Source organism: Paraburkholderia sp. RL18-085-BIA-A (genome assembly GCF_046027075.1).
Classification (GTDB): Bacteria; Pseudomonadota; Gammaproteobacteria; order Burkholderiales; family Burkholderiaceae; genus Paraburkholderia.
The window spans coordinates 1-4,763 of sequence record NZ_JARESU010000282.1; the positions used below are offsets into that span (position 1 = coordinate 1).

At 58.6% G+C, this 4,763-nt stretch carries 4 protein-coding genes and 2 pseudogenes; 2 read left to right on the forward strand and 4 right to left on the reverse strand.

Annotated elements, in window-relative coordinates; genetic code table 11:
* Positions 1–36: 36 nt before the first annotated feature.
* A pseudogene (locus tag P0D89_RS50955) lies at positions 37–183 on the forward strand (IS6 family transposase); the annotation flags it as partial.
* Between the two features lie 302 nt (positions 184–485).
* On the opposite strand, the gene P0D89_RS50960 reads toward P0D89_RS50955, so the two are convergent.
* Positions 486–1,319 carry a DUF3050 domain-containing protein gene (locus tag P0D89_RS50960; protein ID WP_408370720.1) on the reverse strand — a complete coding sequence of 278 codons (834 nt, stop codon included), beginning with the start codon at positions 1,317–1,319 and terminating at the stop codon, positions 486–488.
* 318 nt (positions 1,320–1,637) lie between these two features.
* Entirely contained in the window at positions 1,638–1,937 is a 300-nt protein-coding gene (locus tag P0D89_RS50965) for a DUF3331 domain-containing protein (protein WP_408370718.1), read from the reverse strand.
* A gap of 86 nt (positions 1,938–2,023) precedes the next feature.
* Here P0D89_RS50965 and P0D89_RS50970 point away from each other — a divergent pair.
* A pseudogene (locus P0D89_RS50970) lies at positions 2,024–2,182 on the forward strand (IS6 family transposase); the annotation flags it as partial.
* A gap of 356 nt (positions 2,183–2,538) precedes the next feature.
* On the opposite strand, the gene phbB reads toward P0D89_RS50970, so the two are convergent.
* Positions 2,539–3,291: an acetoacetyl-CoA reductase gene (phbB, locus tag P0D89_RS50975; protein WP_408370716.1), complete on the reverse strand. Its 753-nt coding sequence runs from the start codon at positions 3,289–3,291 to the stop codon at positions 2,539–2,541.
* 235 nt (positions 3,292–3,526) lie between these two features.
* The gene (locus tag P0D89_RS50980; protein ID WP_408379317.1) at positions 3,527–4,708 is read right to left on the reverse strand and encodes an acetyl-CoA C-acetyltransferase; all 1,182 of its coding nucleotides are present in this window, start codon (positions 4,706–4,708) and stop codon (positions 3,527–3,529) included.
* Positions 4,709–4,763 lie beyond the last annotated feature (55 nt).

The following is a 4,763-nucleotide window of genomic DNA, read 5'->3' on the forward strand; positions in this document are numbered from 1 at the left end:
GTCTGTCACCCTTGCGCTTTTGACGACCGCGAGCCAATGAGCAAGCTGAAAGATCTCGAATGGCTGTTCAACGATCGTCATTTCGACCGTGAAGTCATCGTCCTTTGCGTGCGTTGGTATGTGCGCTACAAGCTCAGTCTGCGCGACCTTGTCGAGATGATGGCTGAACGCGACCTGTCCCTCGCCCTGCATCGGCATAATGCGCAAACCGGCAGAGGAGATAGTGTCGTTGGCATGCCAACAATGTGACAGTACCCCCTCCACAGATCGCTGAGCACCGCTTCGAGCAGCGCCCCCGCTCTTGCGACGTCGCGTCCATTCCGAAAAGGCAAACAATCGCTTACTCGCCTCCTCAATCTTATCGCTGTTTTCAGCCGTGGCGGCCCGATCGGCACGCTGGGACACCAATGCCTGCGCGCTCTGAGTCGCGCCCTTGCCTCATCCGAATAAGCAAGTCTTTGGCGTTGACGGCAACCAGGTTACTTTCAGTGCAAAGGCAACGAGCGTTCTATACCTGAGAACAGTCTAATGCGAGCTTCGATAGCCGATACCGCATACTTGATTGCTTGCTCTTGAAGCTCTCGATCATTTCCCACCTGCCTCAGCAGGATGTTCAGGGCTGCAGGTCCATGCTCTCCGCCATCCAGTTCGATATGCCGGTTGAGGTAATGCCTGAAGTAGGCCATCTCAGTTTGTCCACCTAGGGCGGCTTGCAGACGCTCGAACATTCCTAGAATGACATCTTCTCGCCCGAATAAAAAATACGCCATTACCTCTTCCACACTTCCTGTCAGCGCAACACGCAAGGAGGTCAGGACGAAAGCCTGGACGTGTTCGGGAACAGCACACTCGCTCAAAGCGTGGGTTGGTGAGAGGCCCTGAAGTATTAGCCCGCAGAATGTTTCGAATTGTTTCGTGTCGGCACCCACTTCTTTCATAGCGCCAACATATAGTTCAAGGTGGCGTATCGGGGATCGGTCGGGGCCGATGTCACTTTCTTCGGCGAGAGTAATCTCATTGATCAGGCGCGCACCTTCTCGATCCTTTGAAGGCATCCAGGGTAACGATACGCAGGTCAGTTCGCGTTGAAGTCGCTTGGCCAGCGACATGAAATCCCATACGGCAAAGACATGTGCTCCCATAAACGACCGCAGGCTTTCGACGTTTGCGACTTTTCTGTAAATAGTGTGGTCCAGCAAGCGCCGCCTCGCTTCTGCCAGATCTGCATGATCATTTATCTGTAAGCCTCTATTGATCTCTTGGTAAGACATATGCCCTCCGACACGGTGGTGACAGAGAGCAAAACGCAGGAAGGTCATAGAAAATTCCGTTTGCGTCGTGTCAACAAACGAGTTCGAAACCAGACAAGCAGACATTCCGCAAAGTGTACCGATTAGCGCTACCCTTGACTTACCTGACCGAGTCGGTGCTTACCGGCATGGTCGGCGACTGGTATATGCGTTTCTGTATCGCGAAGAAAGCGGAGCTATCGAAGAGAAGTTGAATCTGAGGCTTGCTGGAACGGATGGCGTGAATGGCTCAACGAATGGATCGCTGAGCCGACTTTCGGTGACCAATCTCCTGCCCGCCAGATGCTATGCGGGAGGGCTTACTTCCACCGCCCTCCCACATAGCATCTAGGTTGTAGCTGCGAGCGCGTCGAAAACTGCGCCCGCATCTTCACTTTCATCTTCGATGCTCGTGGCCCGAATCGCGTCGTCGAGGACCGTAGCCAGAATCATCTGCCGCTGAAGCGCTTGAGAAGGAAATCTGATTTGTGCACGGAACACCCGGTCGCCGCGCCGGATAGCTCGCCCGCTCAGCGCGCATTGACCCTTGTCCATTGCTGTCGTGAGTCTCCAACGTTGCTCGGTGAACCTTCCGCGCGTGGCATCATGCAATGACAACAAAACGGTGTTCGGGTCCAATCGCTGCAACGCCGAGATGATGTCGCCGGATCTGGTGCAAATAGGGGCTGCGAATCGGTTAAAGTTGCCGGACTAACCGAAACTGATGGCCGAGGATGAGCAAGCTGAAGAGTCTGGACGAGTTGTTCGATGGCCGACATTTTGATCGCGAGATCATCATTCTGTGTGTCCGCTGGTACCTTCGCTACAAGCTCAGTCTGCGTGATCTGGTCGAGATGATGGCTGAACGGGGTTTGTTGCTCGCACACACGAGCAATCACTATCGCCCAGGCGGGCGGTACCACCAGTCATGATGATCCAGGTGTCGAAGCAGTCGTGTCCGATTCCGTTCACGGCGATCGTGACTCATCATCAGCGGCAGCGCGATAGCAATTGCTGTACGTCCAACTACCAGCCCAAGCCATTTTGCGCTCTGGCCGAGTTTTTCCTAGGGGGACACGGTTAACGACGGGATGGCCGCAAGACCCCCGCACCGCCACTACCCGTGCAGCCGCCCGGGCTTCCCGACCGGACGTCGTGGCTTGTACGCCCCGGTAGCTACTGCGGGGTGCAGCAACCCTCGGGTGGAATGCCGGTCGATGTGACGTGAGCCGTGACGCGTTATGCCGCCTCACTGCATATGCTGGCCGCCGTTGATCGCGATATTGGACCCCGTCACAAAACCGGCGTCGTCGGAGCAGAGGTAGACGACCAGCGATGCCACCTCTTCCGGCCTGCCGAGACGACCGGCCGGAATCTGCGGCAGGACCTTCGTATTCAGGATGTCCTGCGGAATCGCCGTGACCATTTTGGTCGCGAGGTAGCCCGGCGAAATGGTATTGACGGTGACGCCCTTACGCGCCACTTCCAGCGCCAGCGATTTCGTGAAACCGTGCATGCCAGCCTTCGCTGCCGCGTAGTTGGTCTGGCCGATTGAGCCCTTCGAACCGTTGACGGACGAAATATTGATGACCCGGCCCCAGCCACGCGTAACCATCTCTTCGCACAGCGCCTTCGTCATGTTGAAGACCGAATCCAGATTGGTGCGAATGACCGCGTCCCAGTTGACCTTGTCCATCTTCTTAAGCGTCATGTCCCGCGTGACACCCGCGTTGTTCACCAGAATGTCGACCGGGCCAACCTGAACCTGAACCTTTGCCGCACAATGCTGGCATGAGTCATAGTCGGTCACATCCACCTGATAGGCGCGGAACTTGTATCCCTGTGACTCCATTCTGGCAAGCCAGCCATCTGCACCCGTATTGTTCGGTGAGTACGTGACGACCACTGCATAGCCCGCGTCATGCAGTTTCTTGCTGATCGCTTCTCCAAGGCCGCCCATACCGCCTGTCACTACCGCGATTCGTTTCGTCGTACTATTCATCTATGGTCCTGTTGTCTGCGAGAGTCGTAAATTTCCGGTCGTAGCAGATAAAGCGCTGCTGCCACCGGCCTGCAGCAATGCGTCGCCGCCTCCCATGGGAACCCGGGGTAGGTGACTCGGCATTGCTTAAATCGCGCGGTTTTTTGTTGGCTTCCGATCCTGCACGAATGGAGTGCGGTTTGTTTGCGGTCTGCAACATGCGTCGCAGACGCACCGCTTCATATGAATTGAGTGATCAGGCGCGCTCGAGCGCCAGCGCGACACCCATGCCGCCGCCGATACACAGCGACGCCAAACCCTTCTTCGCATCGCGCTTCTGCATTTCGTGCAGCAGCGTGACGAGAATCCGGCAACCGGACGCGCCGATCGGATGGCCGATCGCGATCGCGCCGCCGTTCACGTTGATCTTCGACGTGTCCCAGCCCATCTGATGATTCACGGCGCACGCCTGCGCTGCAAACGCTTCGTTGATTTCCATCAGGTCCAGATCGGACGGGGTCCAGCCCGCGCGTTCGAGACAGCGGCGCGATGCCGGCACCGGGCCCATGCCCATCACCTTCGGATCAAGGCCCGAGGTGGCGTACGCCTTGATACGCGCGAGCGGCGTCAGGCCGAGCGCCTCCGCCTTCTTCGCCGACATCACCAGCACCGCCGCCGCGCCGTCGTTCAGACCCGACGCATTGGCCGCCGTCACCGAACCCTCCTTCGAGAAGGCCGGCTTCAGGCCCGCCAGCGATTCAGCGGTCACGCCGTGGCGCACGAACTCGTCGGTTGCGAAACGCAGCGGTTCGCCCTTGCGTTGCGGAATCTCGACCGGCACGATTTCGGCGTCGAAGCGGCCCGCCTTCTGTGCGGCCTCCGCCTTGTTCTGCGACAGTGCCGCGAACGCGTCCTGCTGTTCGCGCGTGATGCCGTATTCCTTCGCGACGTTTTCCGCCGTCACGCCCATGTGGTACTGGTTGTACACGTCCCACAGGCCGTCGACGATCATCGAGTCGATCAGCTTCGCGTCGCCCATACGGAATCCGTCGCGCGAGCCCGGCAGTACGTGCGGCGCGGCGCTCATATTTTCCTGACCGCCGGCCACCACGATATCCGCGTCACCCGCGACGATGGCGTTGGCCGCGAGCATTACGGCCTTCAGGCCCGAGCCGCACACCACGTTGATCGTCATGCCGGGCACGGCGCTGGGCAAGCCGGCCTTGATCAGAGACTGACGCGCCGGATTCTGACCCGACCCGGCCGTCAGCACCTGGCCCAGGATCACTTCGCTCACCTGCTCGGGCTTCATGCCGGCCCGCTCGAGCACGGCGCGGATCACCACCGCGCCAAGCTCGGGCGCAGCGATCTTCGCCAGCGATCCACCGAATTTACCTACTGCCGTACGGGCGGCCGATACGATCACAACATCAGTCATTTCCATATCCTCCGGGCATGTCGGCCGAATGCGCCGCAGCCCGTCAAGTTAAAAA